Raw genomic sequence first — 20,187 nt, 5'->3', positions numbered from 1 at the left:
TCTCAAGACGCCTCCAATAGACATTACTGCTTCTTCTTCCAGATTGTTAAAGAACGTCACAGCCATACTGCACTGCTTGACCCACGGGTCAATCGCCAGCGCTCGCGCTACTGGAGCGCTCGCGATTGAGCAGTGGTGGAGGCAGACGGGATCGAACCGACGACCCCCTGCTTGCAAAGCAGGTGCTCTCCCAGCTGAGCTATGCCCCCGTGTTGGGTTCGGGCCTGCGCCACGCGCAGCGCTCAGCGCACACCAGACTCGCGTGGTGGGTCTGGTTGGATTCGAACCAACGACCCCCGCCTTATCAAGACGGTGCTCTAACCGACTGAGCTACAGACCCTTCGTCTGTCCCTGTGACTTTCACAGCCGATAAGCGTGAGTACTTGAATTGGAGGCGCTTTCGCTCCAGAAAGGAGGTGATCCAGCCGCACCTTCCGATACGGCTACCTTGTTACGACTTCACCCCAGTCATGAATCCTACCGTGGTGACCGTCCTCCTTGCGGTTAGACTAGCCACTTCTGGTAAAACCCACTCCCATGGTGTGACGGGCGGTGTGTACAAGACCCGGGAACGTATTCACCGCGACATGCTGATCCGCGATTACTAGCGATTCCAGCTTCATGCAGTCGAGTTGCAGACTGCAATCCGGACTACGATCGGTTTTTTGGGATTAGCTCCCCCTCGCGGGTTGGCAACCCTCTGTTCCGACCATTGTATGACGTGTGAAGCCCTACCCATAAGGGCCATGAGGACTTGACGTCATCCCCACCTTCCTCCGGTTTGTCACCGGCAGTCTCCCTAGAGTGCTCTTGCGTAGCAACTAAGGACAAGGGTTGCGCTCGTTGCGGGACTTAACCCAACATCTCACGACACGAGCTGACGACAGCCATGCAGCACCTGTGCGCCGGTTCTCTTTCGAGCACCCCCACCTCTCAGCAGGGTTCCGACCATGTCAAGGGTAGGTAAGGTTTTTCGCGTTGCATCGAATTAATCCACATCATCCACCGCTTGTGCGGGTCCCCGTCAATTCCTTTGAGTTTTAATCTTGCGACCGTACTCCCCAGGCGGTCAACTTCACGCGTTAGCTACGTTACTAAGGAAATGAATCCCCAACAACTAGTTGACATCGTTTAGGGCGTGGACTACCAGGGTATCTAATCCTGTTTGCTCCCCACGCTTTCGTGCATGAGCGTCAGTATTGGCCCAGGAGGCTGCCTTCGCCATCGGTATTCCTCCACATCTCTACGCATTTCACTGCTACACGTGGAATTCTACCTCCCTCTGCCATACTCTAGCCTGCCAGTCACCAATGCAGTTCCCAGGTTAAGCCCGGGGATTTCACATCGGTCTTAGCAAACCGCCTGCGCACGCTTTACGCCCAGTAATTCCGATTAACGCTCGCACCCTACGTATTACCGCGGCTGCTGGCACGTAGTTAGCCGGTGCTTATTCTTCCGGTACCGTCATCCAGCCCAGGTATTAACCAGGCCGTTTTCTTTCCGGACAAAAGTGCTTTACAACCCGAAGGCCTTCTTCACACACGCGGCATTGCTGGATCAGGGTTGCCCCCATTGTCCAAAATTCCCCACTGCTGCCTCCCGTAGGAGTCTGGGCCGTGTCTCAGTCCCAGTGTGGCTGGTCGTCCTCTCAGACCAGCTACAGATCGTCGCCTTGGTAGGCCTTTACCCTACCAACTAGCTAATCTGCCATCGGCCGCCCCTTGAGCGCGAGGCCCTAAGGTCCCCCCGCTTTCCTCCTCAGAGCGTATGCGGTATTAATCCGGCTTTCGCCGGGCTATCCCCCACTCCAGGACACGTTCCGATGTCTTACTCACCCGTTCGCCACTCGCCGCCAGGCCGAAACCCGCGCTGCCGTCCGACTTGCATGTGTAAGGCATGCCGCCAGCGTTCAATCTGAGCCAGGATCAAACTCTTCAGTTCAAACCTGTTACTTGTTCGGGCCCCAAAGGACCCTGTCGCTCAACTCAAAACGTTGACAAGTTTCGATCTCTCAAAACCTACCTTCATTTCGTATGAGACTTGATTATTCCTTCGCTTTGCCACAGCCCGGCTTTGACCCCCGACTCCAGCTCGCCTCACCATCAAGTACCCACACTTATCGGCTGTTACTTGTTAAAGAGCATCGCGCCCACCGCGCCTCAGCCTGCCCGGCTTCAGCCCCTGCGTCGCGTCGCTGCATCAGCAGCAGAGAAACGAGATTATGACCACAATCTTGCGAAGCGTCAACAACTTTTTTACCACCCCGGTGCGATGCTGGCCGCCTCACACCCCGTTGTCTGCCCCGCCCGCTGCGTTTGCCCCTTCAGCGGCCTCACTGCATGCAGCGAGGGGTCGAATCATAGGCCAATGACGCGTCCACCGCAAGGGCCCCGCAGATATTTTTTTGCCAACACGTTTTGTCACCCGACCCGCTCCCCCCTAGCACGACCGATACGCCACCGCCACCGCCAACGCCCCAGCCAGCAGCAGATTCACCCGGATTAAAAATTATTAACCGACCGGTCGGTAGGTTTATACTGCATGAAGAATCCTGATGGAGGCTTCTTATGTATACGCAATCGCTCGACTTGCCGGGCAACGCCGTGCTGGCCGACAACCCCGTTGCCAGCATAGAGCAGCAGCGCTTTGACGCGCGCATCGCCGCGGACGACAAGATTGAGCCGCAAGACTGGATGCCTGACGCCTATCGCAAGACGCTAGTGCGGCAAATTTCGCAGCACGCGCACTCCGAAATCGTCGGCATGTTGCCCGAGAGCAACTGGATCAGTCGCGCTCCGAGCTTGAAACGCAAGGCGATCCTGCTGGCCAAGGTGCAGGACGAGGGTGGGCATGGGCTGTACCTGTACAGCGCCGCGGAAACGCTGGGCGTGTCGCGCGATCAGATGCTCGATGCGCTGCACAGCGGCCGTGCGAAGTATTCGAGCATTTTTAACTACCCCACGCCGAGTTGGGCCGACGTCGGCGTGGTCGGGTGGCTAGTCGATGGCGCTGCAATCATGAACCAGATCCCGCTGTGTCGCTGCACGTATGGCCCTTATGCGCGCGCGATGATCCGCATCTGCAAGGAAGAGTCTTTCCACCAACGCCAAGGCTTTGATGCGTTGCTGGCCATGATGCAGGGCACCGCAGCACAGCGCGAGATGGTGCAGCAGGCCGTGGACCGCTGGTGGTGGCCAGTGCTAATGATGTTCGGCCCGAGCGACAAGGACTCGGTGCACAGTAACCAGTCCACCCGATGGGGAATCAAGCGCATATCGAACGACGACCTTCGGCAAAAATTTGTCGACGCGATCGTCGCGCAGGCCAAGGTCCTCGGCGTCACGTTGCCCGATCCAGACTTGAAATGGAATGAGGCGCGCGGCCACTACGACTATGGCGCGGTGGACTGGGAAGAGTTTTGGCGCGTGGTCAAAGGTGACGGCCCCTGCAACCGTGAGCGGCTAGCCACGCGCGTGAAGGCGCATGAGGACGGCGCCTGGGTACGCGAGGCGGCGCTAGCGTACGAGGCCAAGCAGGCTCGGCGCAACGAACAGAAAGCGGCGTAGTGATGCGCCAGCACGAATCGAGGAGGAACCCATGAGCAAGGAATGGCCGATTTGGGAAGTGTTTGTACGCAGCAAACAGGGGCTGGACCACAAACATTGTGGCAGCCTGCATGCGGCGGACGCACAAATGGCGCTGCGCATGGCGCGTGACGTCTACACGCGCCGACAGGAAGGCGTGAGCATCTGGGTCGTACCGGCCGCGGCAATTACCGCGTCGGCGCCCCAGGAAAAGTCTGAACTGTTCGATCCGGCCGGCGACAAGATCTACCGTCATCCGACCTTCTATCAGTTGCCGGACGAAGTCAACCACATGTAAAGCCAGGACGGACCACGCCCATGCCGACGCAACACCATCTGGCGTATGTACTACGCCTCGCGGACAACGCCCTGATTCTCGGCCAGCGCAATGCCGAATGGACCGGGCATGGCCCGGTCCTCGAAGAGGATATCGCGCTGGCCAATATCAGTCTGGACCTAATCGGCCAGGCCCGGCTGCTCTATACGCACGCCGGCTCATTGGAGGCCGCGCTCACTGGCCAGGCGCGCGACGAGGACGACTATGCGTTCTTCCGTGAGGAGCGCCAGTTCTGCAATTACACGATGCTCGAGCTGCCGCACGCCGGCCCGTATTGCGGTACTGTGCGCGCCGACCGGGACTATGCGGTAACGATCGTGCGCAATTTCCTGTATTCGACGCTGATGCTACTCGTCTGGGATGCGCTGCTGCATTCAAGCGATGCCGATTTGACCGCGATCGCCGCCAAATCGCTCAAGGAAACGCGATACCACGTGCACCACGCGCGCGACTGGCTGGTACGGCTCGGCGACGGCACGGACGAATCGCATCGCCGCACGCAGGCCGCAGTCGACTTCCTGATGCCGTATACGAGCGAGTTTTTCTCCGTTGACGAACTCGAGCAGTCCATCGCGGCACAGGGCATCGGCCCGCTAAACGCGACGCTGCAGCCGGACTGGGCGGAGCACGTCCGGGCGGCGCTCGACGAAGCCACGCTTGCGTGGCCGACCACGGGTCAATATGTGACAACTGGCAAGCTGGGCAAGCACTCCGAGCACATGGGATATCTGCTGGCGGAAATGCAGAGCCTGGCCCGCCAGCACCCCGGCGCCCGCTGGTAGGACGGTGGGGGCCGCTCCCGGCCCCACCCACACCAGCATTGACGTCCGGCTTCCGAATTCGACAGAGAAACGCATGCCAGACAGTTCGACCAACACTTCACTCGTTGCCCGCGCGTGGGCAGCGCTGGACGCGGTACCGGACCCGGAAATCCCGGTTGTGTCGATTCGCGAACTCGGCATTCTTCGCGACGTACGGCAGGCACCGGACGGCGTCATTGAAGCGGTGATCACGCCAACCTACTCGGGTTGCCCGGCAATGGCGCAGATCGCCGAGGACATCGGCGCGGCGCTGGATGGCGCGGGGCTCGCGCCGCACCGTGTCGTCAGTGTGCTCGCGCCTGCGTGGACCACCGACTGGATCACCGACGGCGCGCGCCAGAAGCTGCGCCACTACGGGATCGCACCGCCGTCACGGACTTGCACGACGCAGGGAACGCAAGCGCCGCAACCGGTCAGGCTGGTGTCGCGCAACGAGCGCGAGCACACGCAGCCCGTCTGCCCGCGTTGCGGCTCGCCGAACACCGAGCGACTGTCGCAGTTTGGGTCAACCGCGTGCAAGGCACTGTACCGCTGTATTACCTGCCGCGAACCTTTCGATTACTTCAAACCGTATTAATATGGCCACTGTGCAATTTCATTCGCTGCGTATCCGCGAAGTGCGCGCCGAAACGCCAGACGCAGTCTCGGTCGCTTTTGAGGTCCCTGTCGAACTGCGCGACGCGTACCGGTTCACGCAGGGGCAGTTCGTCACGCTCAAGGCCCATATCGACGGCGAGGAAACGCGCCGCTCATACTCGATCTGCGTCGGCGTCACCGACTACGAGCGGGACGGTGAATTGCGCATCGGCATCAAGCGGGTGCGCGGCGGCCGCTTCTCGAATTTTGCGTTCGACACACTGCAACCGGGACACACAATCGATGTAATGACGCCCGATGGCCGCTTTTTTACGCATTTGAATGCCGACCATCACAAACAGTATCTCGCGTTTGCGGGAGGTTCGGGCATCACACCGGTGCTGGCCATTATCAAGACGACATTGGATGTCGAGCCGCGCAGCACTTTTACGCTGATCTACGGCAATCGCAGCGTCGACGCAATCATGTTCGCCGAGGAATTGGAAGACCTGAAGAATCGGTATATGAACCGGCTAATCCTGTATCACGTGCTGTCGGACGATGTGCAAGATGTCGAGCTGTTCAATGGCGTGCTGGACCGGGCCAAGTGCGACGCCTTCCTGCAGTCGCTGGTGCCGGCCGGATCGATCGACGAAGCCTTCATCTGCGGACCGGCGCCGATGATGGATGCCGCCGAGGACGCCTTGAGAGCCGCCGGGGTGCCGCAACAGCACATCCATGTGGAGCGCTTCGGCACGCCACTGCCACAAGCCGGCGTACCACCGGTCGAGATAACGGAAAACACGCCTGCGGCGGATCTGGAAATCGTGCTCGACGGCAAGCGCCGCAAGCTGCGCCTGCCATACGAGGGCATGAGCCTGCTCGATGTTGGACTGCGCGCGGGGCTCGCGCTGCCGTACGCGTGCAAGGGTGGCGTGTGCTGCACGTGCCGCGCCAAGGTGCTCGATGGAGAAGTCCGGATGGAGAAAAACTACACGCTCGAACCCCAGGAAGTGGAGGCCGGCTTTGTCCTCACCTGTCAATGCCACCCGGTCAGCGAACGCGTGGTCGTCAGCTACGACGAACGCTGAGCCGTGCACCGCGCTGCCGGCCGTCATCATTCGCTGCACCGCCGGCCACGATCCGGAACGATCGCTTACACTAGCGCCTGTTCACGTATAGCCCGGCTCGCGCAGCGGACTGGCGGCATGCCGGGAACCGCGCAGCGCGGGCCCGCTTACCGCTTGTCCGTCAGCGGGCGATCTCCATGACAACGATCCATATTACCAACGGGGATGTGGCGGCCACCTCGCTTCGTGCAGCGCTGGCCAGTGCGCAACGCAACGAGGAAGTACTCGCGTTGCGTGACGATCTCGCGTTTGGCCCAATCCGGGCTGTCGACAGCGACGTGCATGAACGCGCGGCGTTCTGGCAGCAGGTCCTCGACGAACAGGACCGGGATGTCGCGTCCGAACTGAACGAGCAGAACGCCGCGTTGGCACGTCTCGTCGAATCGGCGATGAATATCGTCGTCTGGCACGCGCAAAGCGCGTCGGACCAACTGATGCTGCGTCGGGTTGCATGGTATCTGCGCACCCAACCGCAACGGCTTAACGAAGTGGCCCTCGGCGCACGTGAGTTGCCACGCGAGACTGCACCGCGTGCCGACGGCGCGAGCGCAATCGGCATGTTCGGCGCCGACGCGCTGGCCACGCGCATCCGGAAGGCCGCGCCGATCTCGGTGTTGCGGATCGGGCGGCTTGCGCTGGAGTGGCAGGACGTGCGGCGGCTCAATGGCGACGTGCGATGCTGGCGCGAGAACCGCTTCGTGACCGGCACCTATGCGCCGATCGACGACGCATGGTTGCAGCATACCGATGATCGATGGCAAATGGCGACCCACGTTGCCGCCCGGGTCATGAAAGGCGACTTCGGCGCCTGCGTGACCGATGCGATCGCGTTGTGGCGTTGCAGGGAATTGGCCACGGCCGGCCGCCTCGCGCTCAGCGGCGAGGCGCGTCGACAGTGGCGTGATGTGCAAGTGCGACGGCCGTAGGCCGACGACGTGCCTGCCACACTGACCGGACAGATCCTCAACAGAATTGCCCCCCCATGGCCCGCACCCGAGCTCCCGATCATGAAAGCCAGCGCGAGCAGATCTTGAATCTGGCCGCTGAGAAATTCGCGCAGACCAGTTACCCGAGCACGTCGATGGCAGACCTGGCCGCGGCCAGCGGCACGTCGAAAGCACGCCTATACCATTATTACGAGAGCAAGGAGGCCATCCTGTTCGATTTACTGGACCGGTACACAAAGCGACTGATGCTGATCATCGCCGAGGTCGAGGGCGCCAGCCAGAGACGGGAATTGAACGAGCAACAAACCTTCGCGGAGTTGATCCGCGCCTTCCTCGCCGAGTATGAGACGTCGCACACGCGGCACGTCGCACTGCTCAACGACGTCAAGTATCTGGTGCAAACGCAGCGCGAAATCATCCTAGACCGGCAACGCGACATTGTTGCCGCGTTTGCGCGCCAACTGGCTCGCGCCTATCCGCGGCGCGTGACCCAATCCAACCAGATGGCGCTCACCATGATGGTATTTGGCATGATCAACTGGACCTTCACGTGGCTCAAGCCGGGCGGCAAGATGAGCTACGCGGACTTCGCGGACGAGGTCATCGCCGTGCTTGAGCGCGGACTGGTCGCTCCGCCGCACGTTGCGTAGTGATAAACCCTGCCCAGACCACGACGATTGGCCCGGCGTTGCGCAAGCGCAACAGCGCCCGCAACGGCCTATCCTACGTCGTTTTTATGTTCCTTAATGTCGGTTTTAGAATATTAATTCAAGCTCAACCTAGGGTTTTCCCGAAGAAAACTAGGGGGTTTCCTGTAGAATGCATATTGCACTGCATCAGAAGCTGATGCGAGATGGGCAGGCGGTAAGCCCGCCGCCCGCAGGAGAACCCGATGAAAGCGTTGAATCCGGCCCCTGGCCCGATGACGGTGCATGATCCGCGCAGCGCGTCACCGAAAGCGGCGCTCGTGCGTGAGTTGTCGTCACGCGATCGAGCCCAGCTGCATGCACACTTCCTGTCGCTGAATGACGACGACCGGCTACTGCGGTTTGGACAAAGGGTTCCCGATCATGTGGTCAAACACTACGTGGACGGCATCGACTTTTCCTGCGATACGGTATTCGGCGTCTTCGATGACAACCTCGAGTTGGTCAGTGTCGGTCATCTGGCCTATGTGCCTGGCGACAGCGACAAGCGTACCGCGGAGTTCGGCGTGTCGGTGCTTAAGTGCGCCCGCGGCCGCGGCATCGGCACGCAACTGTTTGAGCGCGCCGCGATGCATGGCCGGAATACCCGCGTGACGACGCTATATATGCATTGCCTGTCACGCAATTCGACGATGATGCACATCGCGAAAAAGGCCGGCATGAAAATCGAATACGCGTACGGGGAAGCCGACGCATACCTGACGCTGCCGCCAGCGGACCCCTCCAGCCTCATGGCCGAACTGCTGCAGGAGCAAGCGGCGATGTTCGACTACGCGATGAAGCGCCAGGCGCGGCGTGCGTCTCAGCTATTCGATGTCTTCCGCGCGGTGCCTGCCGGGCTAGCCGCTTGATACGCCGTTGATACCCCCTTGGCGCGCCTGCCGAGCACCGCACCGATAGTGTGAGGCTGGACGGACGCGTCAACCCATCGCCGTAGCGGCAGTCGCAGCATGGCCTGAGCGACGCAAACCGCTAGCGGATCGCGCAGTGCCGTCGTTTCCTTGATCCGTTCGAATGCGAAGCTGGTTTTCACATCAATGACGGCTGAATGGTGCAGCAATTGATCTTGGACAAACCGCGAAAAGTGCGCCATGTCCTGCCTGAATGCGCACTGGGAGCAGATAGTCCATGTCACCGGTCATGGCATAGCACGCTACAACCTCGGGCTACAACTGGACCGCGGCACGCAAGGCTGTCACCGGCGTCGCGGTGTTGGCCGGCTGGCGTGGCACACACCACCAGTCGGTGCGTGCGCACGCGGATCATCGTCCGCCCCGCCTTCCAATCCGCTCCGCTTTTCCAGCCGCACATTCACGCACAGCAGTAAGCCCAGCCTCAATGCGCCGGGATTGAGCAATGCGGCGATCTGCATATTACCCCCTCCTCCACCCGGCGAGGCTTGATTTCGGGTCTCGCCCAGTGGGTTGGCGCAGGATAACCTTTAAGCGGTGCCCGGCAACGCGGCTACGCCGCGCAGACGGGCGCGCTTAACCAACGCGTGCGTTGGCCGATGCCACCGCAGTCATGTTGATAATGCGGCGCACGGTGGATGCCGGCGTCAAGATGTGCACGGGCTTCGCCGTGCCGAGCAGGAACGGCCCGACCGTCACACCCTCCCCGCCGATCATCTTCAGCAGGTTGTACGTGATGTTGGCCGCCTCGACGTTCGGCATGATCAGTAGATTCGCCTCGCCGCTGAGTGTAGTGCCGGGCATCGCCTGCTTGCGGATCACCTCGGACAGCGCCGCATCGCCGTGCATTTCGCCATCGACTTCCAGATGCGCGGCACGCTCGGCAATCAGCGCACGGGCTTGGGCCATGCGCTGCGAGGAAGCCGTCGGCACGCTGCCAAAGTTCGAATTTGACAGTAATGCGATCTTCGGCACGATGCCAAATTTCTCGACCTCGCGCGCCGCCAAGATCGCCATGTCGGCAAGTTGCTCCGCGCTCGGCACTTCGTTCACGTAGGTATCGCAGATGAACAGATTGCGGCCGGGCAACATCAGCAGGTTCATCGCTGCATAGTGCTGCGCGTCGCTGGCGCGGCCCAGCACTTGATCAATGTACTTCAGATGGCTATGGAACGATTCGATCAAGCCGCACACCATACCGTCGGCATCGCCGAGCCGCACCAGCATGGCGCCGATCAATGTGTTCGACTTGCGCATCGCGGCCTTGGCCACTTCGGGCGTCACGCCCATGCGCGCCCCAAGCTCGTGATAGTCCTGCCAGCACCGGTGATAGCGCGGATCGTCTTCCGGATCGACGATCTCGAAGTCTTGGCCGGCGCGCAGCTTCGAGCCCATCTTCTTCAAACGCATCTCGACCACGGCCGGACGTCCGACGATGATCGGCTTGGCGATGCGCTCGGTCAACACGAATTGCGCGGCGCGCAGCACGCGCTCGTCCTCGCCCTCGGCGAACACGATCCGTGCGTTGGACGCCTTGGCTGCGGCGAATACGGGCCGCATCACCATGCCGGTGCGGTACACCGTCGTGGCAAGCTGCTCCCGATAGGCTTGCATGTCGACAATCGGCCGCGTCGCGACGCATGAATCCATCGCCGCCTGCGCAACAGCTGGTGCAATCTTGATAATCAGTCGCGGATCGAACGGCTTCGGGATCAGATACTCAGGACCGAATTCGAGTGTGTGGCCCTCGTACGCCTTGGCCACCTCGTCGCCCTGGTCACTCTCCTCGGCCAACTCCGCAATCGCGCGCACGCAGGCGAGCTTCATCTCTTCGGTGATCGTAGTCGCCCCCACGTCGAGCGCGCCGCGGAAGATGAACGGGAAACATAGGACGTTATTAACCTGATTCGGATAGTCGGAGCGGCCCGTGGCGATAATGCAATCGGGCCGAACCTTCTTAGCCTCCTCCGGCCGGATCTCCGGCTCCGGATTGGCCAGCGCCAGAATCAATGGCTTATTGGCCATCTCCCGGACCATTTCCGGTTTCAGCACGCCAGCGCTCGAGCAGCCGAGGAACACATCGGCGCCTTTGATCGCGTCAGCTAGCGTGCGCGCATCGGTGTGCGCCGCATAGCGTTGCTTGGACGGATCGAGATGGCCACGTCCCTCATAGATTACGCCCTTGGAGTCGGCCACGAGAATGTTGTCCTTGCTCAGGCCGAGCTTGACCAGCAGGTCCAGGCACGCAATTGCCGCCGCGCCCGCGCCCGAGGCGACCAGCTTCACCTCGGCGATGTGCTTGCCGACGACCTTCAGGCCGTTCAGGATCGCCGCCGACGCAATGATTGCCGTGCCATGCTGATCGTCGTGGAACACCGGGATCTTCATCCGCTCGCGCAGCTTCTGCTCGATATAGAAGCACTCCGGCGCCTTGATATCCTCCAGATTGATGCCGCCTAGGGTCGGCTCGAGCATCGCGATCGCCTCGACCAGCTTGTCCGGATCAGATTCCGCAAGCTCGATGTCGAACACGTCAATACCGGCGAATTTTTTGAACAAGCAACCCTTGCCCTCCATCACCGGCTTAGCGGCCAACGGCCCGATATTGCCAAGCCCCAGTACCGCCGTGCCGTTCGTGACGACGCCGACCAAATTGCCGCGCGACGTGTACTTCTGCGCATCGAGCGGCTCGGCATGGATCGCCTCGCACGCGGCCGCGACGCCCGGAGAATAGGCGAGTGACAGGTCAAGCTGGTTCGACAGCGGCTTGGTCGGGGTGACCGAAATCTTGCCGGGCTTTGGATTCTGATGATAGGCCAGAGCGCTTTGCTTCAGTTGTTCGTCCATGGTGCGACGTGTATGTAAATAGAAATTGGATATGGCGGGGGCGATAAGTGTACACCCCATGAACTGCCGTCCGACGACGCAGGTACGGAGGACAAACCCGGCGCACACCATGACCCCGGGCGCGGTCGGCCAGCATGGCACCCGACTGAGGTACAATAGCGGGCTACGCGCGTCGCGCAGTCCCGCCCGACCCACACCCCCGATTCCAAGGATTTTCCCGATGATAGGCATCGATCGTCAAACGATCTCCGACACTACCGCCAGAATTTTGCTCGAGGTCCAGGCCGTCCACTTCAACGCCGAAAAGCCGTATATCTTCACGTCCGGATGGGCGAGCCCGGTCTATATTGATTGCCGGAAGCTGATTTCCTATCCTCGCGTGCGCAACGCACTGATGGACATGGCCGAATCGACAATTTATGCCGGCGTCGGATTCGAGCAAGTGGACTCGGTGGCGGGCGGCGAGACTGCCGGCATCCCGTTCGCCGCATGGATTGCCGACCGCATGGGCCTGCCGATGCAATACGTTCGCAAAAAGCCAAAGGGTTTCGGCCGTAATGCGCAGATCGAGGGGTTTCTGCAAGAAGGTTCACGGGTGCTGCTGGTCGAGGATCTGACGACCGACAGCCGCAGCAAGATCAACTTTATCAATGCATTGCGCACCGCCGGCGCGAGCGTCGAACACTGCTTCGTGCTGTTCCACTACAACATCTTCAAGGAAAGCGTGTCGGTGCTCAAGGATGTCGGCGTCGATCTGCACGCGCTGGCGACCTGGTGGGACGTGCTGCGCGTGGCCAAGGATAAGGGGTACTTTGACACGAAAACGCTGGACGAAGTCGAGAAGTTCCTGCACGCACCCGCTCAATGGTCGGCTGCGCATGGCGGCGCGACGTCCGCGCCGCAATAGCGGAACCCATCGGGGCCGATGCCCAGATACGACAAAGCCGCCCTCATGGGCGGCTTTGTCGTATCTGGGAGACCTTCGATCGTGGTCACTGGCGCCGCGGCTACCTTGCAAATGGGTCTGGATGATAGACTGCCTGCGTGTTTGCCGGCGCTGCCCGGTCCCGCTCCGGCCGACCGGCACCGAACGCGCTGTGCCTGACTGTTCGTTATAACAACGTTGCGTCAAGGACAGGAGGTTTCCGGCCCATGCGTCCGCGTCGCCAGCAGCATCGAGCATCCCGTCGTTCGCATGTTCGCGTGTGGCAGAGCTTGTCCATGGCCGGGTGGCTGCTGGTTGTCCAGCCTCTCGCCCAGACGGACAATGCACCCGCCAGCGCCATGCCGACGTCAGCGGGTGGCGTAAGCCGCCCGTTCGAGTTGCACAGCGCAGCGTTACGCCCCAACCAACACGTGCCACGCGCGCAGGTCTACAACAAGCGCGGCTGTAGCGGATCCAACCATTCCCCGGATCTGTCGTGGCGTAACGCGCCGCCCGGCACCCGGGGCTTTGCGGTGACGCTCTTCGATCCCGATGCACCGGGTCGCGGCTGGTGGCACTGGGCCGTCGCCGGCATTCCAGCTAACGTCCATCGATTGCCGACCAATGCCAGCGGATCGGGCTTCCTGAAGTCAATCGGCGCCATCGAGGCCCGCAACGACTTCGGCGATGACGGCTATGGCGGCCCGTGTCCGCCGACCGGCAGAGCGCATCGCTATATCGTCACCGTGTGGGCGCTACGCACCCAGGACCTGCGGCTGGCCAGCGGGCGCCCTGCCGCTGTGTTCGAGCACGAAATCTCGGTGGCCGCCCTTGCCGCCGCGCGGATTATCGTGACCTATACCCGATAACGGCATTTTTTTCGCAACCGCCCCGAATCTGTCCCGCCCGGGGCCTTAGAATACCTGTTTAACGGTATCGGAGCATAAGGCGGGCACGCAATGACAACCAAAGTTTTTGTCGACGGGCAGGACGGCACGACGGGGCTGAAGATCAATGAATACCTCGCGGCACGGCGCGACATTGAGGTATTGCGTATCGACGAGGCGAAGCGAAAGGATCCTGACGAGCGGCGCCGGCTGATCAACGCCTCCGACGTCACGTTCCTGTGCCTGCCGGATACCGCATCGCGCGAGTCCGTGTCGCTGGTCGACAGTGACCGCGTGGTGATCATCGACGCCAGCACCGCGTTCCGCACGCAACCGGACTGGGCGTACGGGTTGCCCGAGCTGAACCGCGCGCAGCGGGAAAAAATCCGCGCGAGCAAGCGCATTGCGGTGCCTGGATGTCATGCGTCGGCGTTCGTGCTGGCCATGCATCCGCTGGTCAATGCTGGTATCGTGCCGGCCGGCTTCGTCGCAACAGCCTATTCAATCACCGGATACAGTGGTGGTGGCAAGAAATTGATCGCGGCCTACGAGGACAACCCGGCTCCCGCGTTGTCGAGTCCGCGCCCCTACGCGCTTGGGCTGACGCACAAACACCTGCCGGAAATGATGGTCCATTCCGGGCTGACGATAATGCCAGCGTTCACGCCAATCGTCGGCGCGTTTTACAAGGGGCTCGCGGTCACCACCTATCTTCCCCCAACGCAATTGGCACGGCGAGTGACACCGGCCGACGTTCATGCCGTGCTGGCAGACCACTATGCCGGCGAAGCGTTTGTTCGGGTCATGCCATTGGGTGCGCCGGAGAACCTAGACGATGGCTTTTTCGATGTGCAAGCCAATAACGGCACCAATCGCGTCGACCTGTTCGTCTTCGGCAATGAAGAGCGCATCATGACGATCGCGCGACTCGACAATCTCGGCAAGGGCGCATCCGGTGCAGCCGTGCAGTGCATGAATCTCGCCATCGGCGCAGACGAACGGATCGGATTAACGGCTTGACGTTGCGGGCAGCGGTAACGCACATTCTCAGCGCAGCGGCTTTCGCTGCCGCCGTAATGCAAGAGGAAAAAAAGCCCGCCGTTTGGCGGGCTTAATCCATATCAGAGGAGACATGGAGGAGACGGCTCCACCCTAGCAAGTTATTTGGTGCGTTGCAACAAATTTCTGCCTGTAACCAGGTTTCCTGCGTCGTGTTGCAACGATACAACTTTCCTACGCCGCGCCGATCCCTTCCTTTCTAAGCGCCGACGCGTTCACGACGTCTCATGCATTGCCAATTCCCGGCACCCGGTATGCACGTCTCGACCGCAAGGAAGCGAGCGCGTTTAGTGCCGCACCAGCACCATCAGCGCGCCAAAGCCGACGAATGCGCCGCCGGTGAGCCGATTGAACGCCTTCGCCATGCTACGGCTGCGAAGGCGTTCTCCAATCCGCGAGCCGCATCCGGCATAGACCATGTACCAACCGACCTCGATGAGCGCGAACGTCGGCACCAGCATGCTGAATTGCGGCCACGTCGGCGCAGCGGCGTTAATGAACTGTGGCAGCAGTGCGGCAGCGAAAAGTAGGGCCTTCGGATTGCTCGCGCCCACCAGAAAGCCTGTGCGAAACATCGCAAAGCGCGTGACACGATGCGCCGCATCACGCTCGACCGGTCGCGTATCGGCCGCACCGTGCGACGCCGACTCCACCGGCGCGCGCCACGCCTTGATGCCCAGGTACATCAGGTAAGCAGCGCCTGCCACGCGCAATGCGTTGAACATCGCCGGCCAAGCTTGCAGGAATACCCCCAGTCCGGCGGCCGAGACGGACAACATCAGCACCAGCGCCGACAGGCAGCCGGCCATCGCCCAACTGCTTCGGCGTAAGCCATACCGCGCGCCGCTGGACATCATCAACAGCATGTTCGGGCCCGGAATGGCCGATACAATGAACACAGTTGCAACAAAAAACCACCACGTATGGAGCGTCACAGCGTTCTTTTATTAGGGTCGGATAATACGCAGGCGAAAAAAAGCCCGCCAATACGGCGGGCTGAATCCATATCGGAGGAGACATGGAGGAGACGGATTTAAGTATAAACCCTGATCCTCCAAAAACGCAAACCCCCTGTGCACATCCGCAACGGTCCGGATAAGAGACTGCCCGCCTGGGTTATTTCGGCTGCGCGACGGTACGCAGGTACGGCTTGAGCATCTTAAAGCCTTCCGGATACTTTTTCTTCGCTTCTTCATCGGATACCGACGTCGGGATGATCACATCGTCGCCCGGCTTCCAGTTCACCGGCGTCGCCACGGAATGCTTCGCGTTCAGTTGCAATGCATCGAGCAAGCGCAGTATTTCGTCAAAGTTACGTCCCGCACTCATTGGATAAGTGAACGTGGCCTTGATTTTCTTGTCTGGACCGATGATGAACACCGCGCGCACGGTCGCGTTGTCGTTCGCATTGCGTGGTCCAGCGCTCGCATTGGGGTGAATCATGTCGTACAACTTCGCGACGCTTAAGTTTTCATCGCCGATCAATGGATAGTTGATCGGATAGCCTTGTGTCTCGGCGATGTCCCCCACCCAACGCTTGTGGTCACTGACCGGATCGATCGACAAGCCAATCACCTTCGTGTTGCGCTTGTCGAATTCGGGTTTTAAGCCGCGCGACGTAGCCCAGCTCGGTCGTGCACACCGGTGTGAAGTCCTTCGGGTGCGAGAACAGAATCGCCCAATGGTCGCCGATCCATTCGTGGAAACGAATTTGACCTTCCGTGGTGTCGGCGGTGAAATCGGGTGCTTCGTCGCCTATGCGAATCGACATATCAGGCCTCCATTTACGTGGTGACGGCGCACGGTCATGCAGCCAACCGCGCAACCGCTGCGAAAATCTGCGTCAACCCGTGCATACGAACTGCAATTATAGGAAGAGTAGCGTGCTCGCCCAACACCGTCCATCAGCGCGCGTTGTCAACCTTGTCTGCTTAGCTGTTCGGGCCGCTGTGCAATCAACCTCCAGGGCAACCGACCGGCACCCGTGCTGAACAGTTATCCACTCATAGCGTTGGACAACGTCTGGATAGCTGGATGCACAGCCTTTGTGTGAAATCTGGACAACGCATTGGCAACGCAGGGCCGCAGACACGTTATCCCACTTTCGCCCGCGCTATCCCCTGATCCCGCATAGTGTTATCGGAACGGTATCGTATTGATCCATTAAAGTGTTTTTGCAGTTATCCACAGCGTGACGCAGTCGTTGTTAACTACTATTACAGAAATATATAGATAAATAAAAAACTGAAGACAGACCGTTACCGGTCCGTCGGAACCGGGATACAGTGCGCCGGTACACGTTCGAACGTGCGCTTGGGATCCGGCTCGTCGGGTAACGTGTAGGTGAGTTGGCAATATCCGCCATCCGCGAGTCGGACGGTCAAAAGCTTATCTGGCGTCGCAAGCGGCAGGAATACCTGCTGATCATCTAGTACGGTAGCGACCATATTACCCCTGTCGTCCAGCACGGGGGTGCCGCGCTGGATCGTTGAGCCGCCCTCTGTGGATACCTCCAGCAGCGCACGGCGTACCGTCGTCACGTTGAATCGGACCTTTTGCACTGAACCTCGTGCGGGCTGCACGGCCCTGTAGCCATTTTCCACATCGGCGTTACGCGGCAGGCTGCGCGTTGCAATCTCGACGGGCGAAGCCGCGTACGCGGGCAGCGACGGCAATATCGCATGGCCAGTGCGATCTGTCTCCACGACACCCGCACGCGTGAGAATCGTCACGCCGGGCACACCAGATGTCGATACAACGCCGAACGTATCTCCGATTCGGTAAGGCGAGAATCCGAATCCGTCACGGTGCACCGCCAATGAGCCGCTCAATGCCGCTGAGTAGGATAATGCCCGTGACGAACGCAGCACACCGGCCGACATACGTGCAAAACGGTTGCTATGGCTCACGTCTACGTCGACCGACGTGTCGCCGCGCGCATGGTCGCGTTGAAACGACCCGCTATAGTGCGTTCTGCTGCCCAGCGAATGGTTCATCCGCATGCCGCTCCGGAGCACCGAGTCTGCCAGCGACGCGTGTGCGCGAGCGCCAGTGCGGCCCAGTGGAACACTGACGCTCAGGTATGTCGAAGTGCGTGCCTTGCTAAAACGGGATGAATCGCATCGGGCTACAAGCCCGACCGACACGCCGGCCACCTGCATTGAGACCGCGCCGTTCACGTAGCGCCCCGTCGTGTTGCCAGCAGCAAATGACTGTCCGTATCCAAGGCCGACCGATCCATAGGGTGCCGCATAGTTCAACTGGACCGAATAGTCCATCGCACTGCATCGCCTGCTGTTCGCTCTCGAATCAAAGAGATGGCGAAAACCCGCACTCCGAGCGCCCGCGGATACACTGGCGGAAAAGTCGCGGCTCAGGTGGCTACTCATGCGTATGCTGGCGCGTATGCCGGAAGCGGATGCCGGTGAATGCCGTGAGGCAAGCAGTCGCGTCGCCAGCATCGGGCCACGCCGTGGCAAGACAGTCAGCGCCGCGCCCGCGGCTTGGTAATGGTGTGCCACGATCGCAGCGGCTGCCGCGCTGGTGGCCGGACCAAGCCAGCCAGCGCCTGTCAGCACGGCCCCGGGAAACGTTGTCGTACGGCCGTTGAAATTGCCTAGCGCCAACGAAAATCCTGGGGCATCGACCGTGGCGCCCGCGCCGAGCGATGTAACGGGCACGACGAACTCGCGCCGAGATCCGTCCTCCTCAATGACCGTCACGGTCAAGTCGGACATATCGCTGTACAGTTCCACATCGTCTATCGCAAATGGACCGGGTGGAACGAGCGTTGAATAAATCTGGCGACCGGCTTGCCGGATCACGACGCTGGCCTGCGAAGAAGCAATGCCTTCCACACGCGGTGCATGCAGTCGCGTGCGAAGCAACGCGGTGTCCGGTGTGAGCTGTGCGCCATCGAGCGGGATGCCGCCGATTACCCCGTTTGACACTAGGATCTGGCCCATTTGCAGCGTCTTTTGCATATCCGGCAACGTCCGTTGCGCATACGCTCTGTCGTGGAACACGTATCGGCGGCGCCGCGATTCGCGTAGCGACTGATGCGATCGCACGATCCAACCATAGGCATTGAAGCCGCCCTCTGAGCGCACGTTGAAGTTGCGGCTTGTCCCGGCCGGGTGACGCCACTCAGACAGATAAGCGTCGTAATTGAGCAGGCCTGCGACACCGCCGTCATCGAACTGTTTCGGTACGCGCGTTCTGCGACGCATCGCCTGCGGCGGCACGATCAACTCGATGCGGGATGCATGCGGAATCAGTTTTATCAAAGTCTGCGCGAACGCAGCTTGATAATCGATGCACGGTGAAGAACGGGACGCCCCGTAGCTCGAACTCGCGTTGGCCGTGCTCGCCAAACCCTCAGGAACGTTCAAGCTGGCGCGCTCGAGTAGTTCACGTGTCACGCACAGGCTGCCATCCGGCTTAAAATACGCCTGGATTTCCCCTCGTGACGCGCCGTTTACCCAAAGCGATACGCGGTTGTAACCGGGATCGAAGCGGGCGCCACGTTCATAGTAGTTCGCAAGTTCCACCGGCAGACCGCGAGCGCGCAGCCGATCTAGGTCAAATTTGACCGTATCGGCGGCCCACGCAGCGGCGCTCGCGCTCGTGATGCCGACACACAGCAATACAGCAGGGGCGCATCGCACGCCCGGCCAAGCGCACCCTGTGGCGGTATTGCGATGCTGCACGATGGGTCCCTGCCCAGGCTCAGTGCGAAGCCGTCACTTGCAGATCATATGCGCTGGCTGTATAGCCGTAGCGCGTCATCGGGAATAAACGGATCGTCTTGGCGCCGGCTTGCCGCGCCTTCCCGACGAGAACCTGTTCGCCGGGCAGGATATAGCGACGGGATAACGTAACCATGGTCTTTTGCGGCAGAATCTGGGCACGCTGTTCCAGTCGTACGACATAGTCAGACGGATTGGATAAAGTGACCACGCCGTCCCGGACCTGTGCCGTCAATCGTTTCCACGGTTCCTTGTCTACGGGCAAGGCTGCCGGCTTGACAATGACTGGAAGGTCTTGCCGCACGATCAAATCGACCGCATTATGGCTAGAGAGTTCGGGTGGCAGCCCCTCGAATACAACCCGCTTCATCCGCTCATATTTTAGTGGCTCTTTGTTGATCAACATGAAACGGACTAACTGGGACTCACCCGGCTCAAGCCTGGCCGCCAAAGGCGTGGCCACGATTAGCCTGGCAGGGTCCTCTTTTGTATCGATGATGGCGGTGTGCAAGATAATCGGATGAGCATCGGTGTTGCGCACTTTGATCGCCGCCTCGCCGCTGTTTTCGTCGATCAGTACAGCTGAGGTTTCCGGCACGACACCAACTGCAGCGGCATAATGCGGCCCCATTCCGAGATAGGCACATACAAGCGCCTGGATCGCGCATACTGCTGCGCGCCAATACTTCAGTACGTTCAATTTGAAAT

Annotated in this window: 16 protein-coding genes, 2 tRNA genes, 1 rRNA gene and 2 pseudogenes; 11 read left to right on the top strand and 10 right to left on the bottom strand. The window is 60.6% G+C overall.

Going from position 1 to position 20,187, the window contains the following annotated elements; genetic code table 11:
- Positions 1 to 133: 133 nt before the first annotated feature.
- From RBRH_RS01200 to RBRH_RS01190, 3 genes are all read right to left on the bottom strand, one after another.
- Positions 134 to 209, bottom strand: a tRNA-Ala gene (locus RBRH_RS01200).
- A 54-nt stretch (positions 210 to 263) separates the two neighbouring features.
- Positions 264 to 340: transfer RNA gene (locus tag RBRH_RS01195), tRNA-Ile, on the bottom strand.
- Positions 341 to 409: 69 nt separating this feature from the next.
- Positions 410 to 1,941: ribosomal RNA gene (locus RBRH_RS01190) — 16S ribosomal RNA — on the bottom strand.
- Positions 1,942 to 2,567: 626 nt separating this feature from the next.
- Here RBRH_RS01190 and paaA point away from each other — a divergent pair.
- The 8 genes from paaA (at position 2,568) to RBRH_RS01150 (ending at position 8,953) form a co-directional block, all read left to right on the top strand.
- Positions 2,568 to 3,566: a 1,2-phenylacetyl-CoA epoxidase subunit PaaA gene (gene paaA, locus RBRH_RS01185; protein WP_013434060.1), complete on the top strand. Its 999-nt coding sequence runs from the start codon at positions 2,568 to 2,570 to the stop codon at positions 3,564 to 3,566.
- Between the two features lie 31 nt (positions 3,567 to 3,597).
- A complete protein-coding gene (gene paaB, locus RBRH_RS01180; RefSeq protein ID WP_013434059.1) occupies positions 3,598 to 3,882 on the top strand; it encodes a 1,2-phenylacetyl-CoA epoxidase subunit PaaB in 285 nt (94 codons plus the stop codon).
- A 20-nt stretch (positions 3,883 to 3,902) separates the two neighbouring features.
- Positions 3,903 to 4,703, top strand: coding sequence for a 1,2-phenylacetyl-CoA epoxidase subunit PaaC (gene paaC, locus RBRH_RS01175; protein ID WP_013434058.1), 801 nt, complete (start codon positions 3,903 to 3,905; stop codon positions 4,701 to 4,703).
- 73 nt (positions 4,704 to 4,776) lie between these two features.
- Complete coding sequence (paaD, locus tag RBRH_RS01170; protein WP_041752981.1) at positions 4,777 to 5,319, top strand: 1,2-phenylacetyl-CoA epoxidase subunit PaaD; 543 nt, start codon at positions 4,777 to 4,779, stop codon at positions 5,317 to 5,319.
- A gap of 1 nt (position 5,320) precedes the next feature.
- Positions 5,321 to 6,409 (top strand): 1,2-phenylacetyl-CoA epoxidase subunit PaaE, encoded by a 1,089-nt coding sequence (paaE, locus tag RBRH_RS01165; RefSeq protein WP_013434056.1) that lies wholly within the window; start codon positions 5,321 to 5,323, stop codon positions 6,407 to 6,409.
- 176 nt (positions 6,410 to 6,585) lie between these two features.
- Positions 6,586 to 7,374, top strand: a complete 789-nt coding sequence (locus tag RBRH_RS01160) for a DUF1835 domain-containing protein (RefSeq protein WP_013434054.1) — start codon at positions 6,586 to 6,588, stop codon at positions 7,372 to 7,374.
- Between the two features lie 56 nt (positions 7,375 to 7,430).
- The gene (locus tag RBRH_RS01155; protein ID WP_013434053.1) at positions 7,431 to 8,045 is read left to right on the top strand and encodes a TetR/AcrR family transcriptional regulator; all 615 of its coding nucleotides are present in this window, start codon (positions 7,431 to 7,433) and stop codon (positions 8,043 to 8,045) included.
- A 242-nt stretch (positions 8,046 to 8,287) separates the two neighbouring features.
- Complete coding sequence (locus RBRH_RS01150) at positions 8,288 to 8,953, top strand: GNAT family N-acetyltransferase (protein WP_013434052.1); 666 nt, start codon at positions 8,288 to 8,290, stop codon at positions 8,951 to 8,953.
- Positions 8,954 to 9,087: 134 nt separating this feature from the next.
- On the opposite strand, the pseudogene RBRH_RS21235 reads toward RBRH_RS01150, so the two are convergent.
- From RBRH_RS21235 to RBRH_RS01140, 3 genes and pseudogenes are all read right to left on the bottom strand, one after another.
- Positions 9,088 to 9,292: pseudogene (locus tag RBRH_RS21235) on the bottom strand (Lrp/AsnC ligand binding domain-containing protein); the annotation flags it as partial.
- Positions 9,293 to 9,297: 5 nt separating this feature from the next.
- The gene (locus tag RBRH_RS21230; RefSeq protein WP_013434051.1) at positions 9,298 to 9,474 is read right to left on the bottom strand and encodes a hypothetical protein; all 177 of its coding nucleotides are present in this window, start codon (positions 9,472 to 9,474) and stop codon (positions 9,298 to 9,300) included.
- Positions 9,475 to 9,589: 115 nt separating this feature from the next.
- Positions 9,590 to 11,860 (bottom strand): NADP-dependent malic enzyme, encoded by a 2,271-nt coding sequence (locus RBRH_RS01140; protein WP_041752977.1) that lies wholly within the window; start codon positions 11,858 to 11,860, stop codon positions 9,590 to 9,592.
- 220 nt (positions 11,861 to 12,080) lie between these two features.
- On the opposite strand from RBRH_RS01140, the gene RBRH_RS01135 reads away from it, so the two are divergent.
- The 3 genes from RBRH_RS01135 (at position 12,081) to argC (ending at position 14,692) form a co-directional block, all read left to right on the top strand.
- Complete coding sequence (locus RBRH_RS01135) at positions 12,081 to 12,767, top strand: orotate phosphoribosyltransferase (protein ID WP_013434049.1); 687 nt, start codon at positions 12,081 to 12,083, stop codon at positions 12,765 to 12,767.
- Positions 12,768 to 13,081: 314 nt separating this feature from the next.
- Complete coding sequence (locus RBRH_RS01130) at positions 13,082 to 13,654, top strand: YbhB/YbcL family Raf kinase inhibitor-like protein (RefSeq protein ID WP_083813414.1); 573 nt, start codon at positions 13,082 to 13,084, stop codon at positions 13,652 to 13,654.
- A gap of 90 nt (positions 13,655 to 13,744) precedes the next feature.
- The gene (gene argC / locus RBRH_RS01125) at positions 13,745 to 14,692 is read left to right on the top strand and encodes an N-acetyl-gamma-glutamyl-phosphate reductase (protein WP_013434047.1); all 948 of its coding nucleotides are present in this window, start codon (positions 13,745 to 13,747) and stop codon (positions 14,690 to 14,692) included.
- 326 nt (positions 14,693 to 15,018) lie between these two features.
- Here the strand turns inward: argC and RBRH_RS01120 are convergent, their stop codons facing one another.
- From RBRH_RS01120 to RBRH_RS01105, 4 genes and pseudogenes are all read right to left on the bottom strand, one after another.
- Complete coding sequence (locus tag RBRH_RS01120) at positions 15,019 to 15,666, bottom strand: LysE family translocator (protein WP_013434046.1); 648 nt, start codon at positions 15,664 to 15,666, stop codon at positions 15,019 to 15,021.
- 181 nt (positions 15,667 to 15,847) lie between these two features.
- Positions 15,848 to 16,502: pseudogene (locus RBRH_RS01115) on the bottom strand (peroxiredoxin).
- A gap of 487 nt (positions 16,503 to 16,989) precedes the next feature.
- Positions 16,990 to 19,440, bottom strand: coding sequence for a fimbria/pilus outer membrane usher protein (locus RBRH_RS01110; RefSeq protein WP_013434043.1), 2,451 nt, complete (start codon positions 19,438 to 19,440; stop codon positions 16,990 to 16,992).
- 19 nt (positions 19,441 to 19,459) lie between these two features.
- The gene (locus RBRH_RS01105) at positions 19,460 to 20,179 is read right to left on the bottom strand and encodes a fimbria/pilus chaperone family protein (protein ID WP_041752975.1); all 720 of its coding nucleotides are present in this window, start codon (positions 20,177 to 20,179) and stop codon (positions 19,460 to 19,462) included.
- Between the last annotated feature and the right edge of the window lie 8 nt (positions 20,180 to 20,187).

Source organism: Mycetohabitans rhizoxinica HKI 454 (genome assembly GCF_000198775.1).
GTDB lineage: Bacteria > Pseudomonadota > Gammaproteobacteria > Burkholderiales > Burkholderiaceae > Mycetohabitans > Mycetohabitans rhizoxinica.
This window is presented reverse-complemented; position numbering and strand designations above follow the sequence as displayed.

Coding starts and splice junctions, on each gene's coding strand:
- paaA (WP_013434060.1), top strand. CDS start 2,568: ATGTATACGCAATCGCTCGACTTGCCGGGCAACGCCGTGCTGGCCGAC.
- paaB (WP_013434059.1), top strand. CDS start 3,598: ATGAGCAAGGAATGGCCGATTTGGGAAGTGTTTGTACGCAGCAAACAG.
- paaC (WP_013434058.1), top strand. CDS start 3,903: ATGCCGACGCAACACCATCTGGCGTATGTACTACGCCTCGCGGACAAC.
- paaD (WP_041752981.1), top strand. CDS start 4,777: ATGCCAGACAGTTCGACCAACACTTCACTCGTTGCCCGCGCGTGGGCA.
- paaE (WP_013434056.1), top strand. CDS start 5,321: ATGGCCACTGTGCAATTTCATTCGCTGCGTATCCGCGAAGTGCGCGCC.
- RBRH_RS01160 (WP_013434054.1), top strand. CDS start 6,586: ATGACAACGATCCATATTACCAACGGGGATGTGGCGGCCACCTCGCTT.
- RBRH_RS01155 (WP_013434053.1), top strand. CDS start 7,431: ATGGCCCGCACCCGAGCTCCCGATCATGAAAGCCAGCGCGAGCAGATC.
- RBRH_RS01150 (WP_013434052.1), top strand. CDS start 8,288: ATGAAAGCGTTGAATCCGGCCCCTGGCCCGATGACGGTGCATGATCCG.
- RBRH_RS21230 (WP_013434051.1), bottom strand. CDS start 9,474: ATGCAGATCGCCGCATTGCTCAATCCCGGCGCATTGAGGCTGGGCTTA.
- RBRH_RS01140 (WP_041752977.1), bottom strand. CDS start 11,860: ATGGACGAACAACTGAAGCAAAGCGCTCTGGCCTATCATCAGAATCCA.
- RBRH_RS01135 (WP_013434049.1), top strand. CDS start 12,081: ATGATAGGCATCGATCGTCAAACGATCTCCGACACTACCGCCAGAATT.
- RBRH_RS01130 (WP_083813414.1), top strand. CDS start 13,082: ATGGCCGGGTGGCTGCTGGTTGTCCAGCCTCTCGCCCAGACGGACAAT.
- argC (WP_013434047.1), top strand. CDS start 13,745: ATGACAACCAAAGTTTTTGTCGACGGGCAGGACGGCACGACGGGGCTG.